This window comes from Pantoea sp. BAV 3049 (genome assembly GCF_009765445.1).
In the GTDB taxonomy this organism is placed as follows: Bacteria; Pseudomonadota; Gammaproteobacteria; order Enterobacterales; family Enterobacteriaceae; genus Erwinia.
This window is the reverse complement of record NZ_WHOY01000031.1, coordinates 141098-141515: the sequence shown is the minus strand read 5'-3', so window position 1 is coordinate 141515 and position 418 is coordinate 141098. Positions and strand designations below refer to the sequence as shown.

The window sequence follows — 418 nt, the reverse complement described above, 5'->3', positions numbered from 1 at the left end:
GCTGCATCTGCCGGCAGAGCTGCGCGCCATCTGTGACCTCAGCACGCTGAAGCTGGAGTCCGGCTCCTTTGTCGAGGATGACCTTCACCAGTACTTCAGCGACGTGCTCTACAGCCTGAAAACCACCGCAGGGGCTGACGGTTACGTGCACGTGTTAATTGAGCACCAATCGTCCCCGGATAATCATATGGCCTTCCGCCTTCTCAGATATGCTGTGGCAGCAATGCAGCGTCACCTGGAAGCCGGACATAAGAAGCTGCCGCTGGTCATTCCGGTGCTGTTCTATACCGGTAAACGCAGCCCCTATCCTTACTCCACCAACTGGCTGCAGGAATTTAACGATCCGGCGCTGGCCGGAAAACTGTATACCGGCGACTTTCCGCTGGTCGACGTCACGGTCATCCCTGACGAGGACATC

General features: G+C 57.2%; 1 protein-coding gene. It reads left to right on the top strand.

Annotated elements, in window-relative coordinates; translation table 11 throughout:
• A partial coding sequence (locus GSQ70_RS01500; protein WP_158785165.1) for an Rpn family recombination-promoting nuclease/putative transposase occupies positions 1 to 418 on the top strand: 418 nt, incomplete at both ends.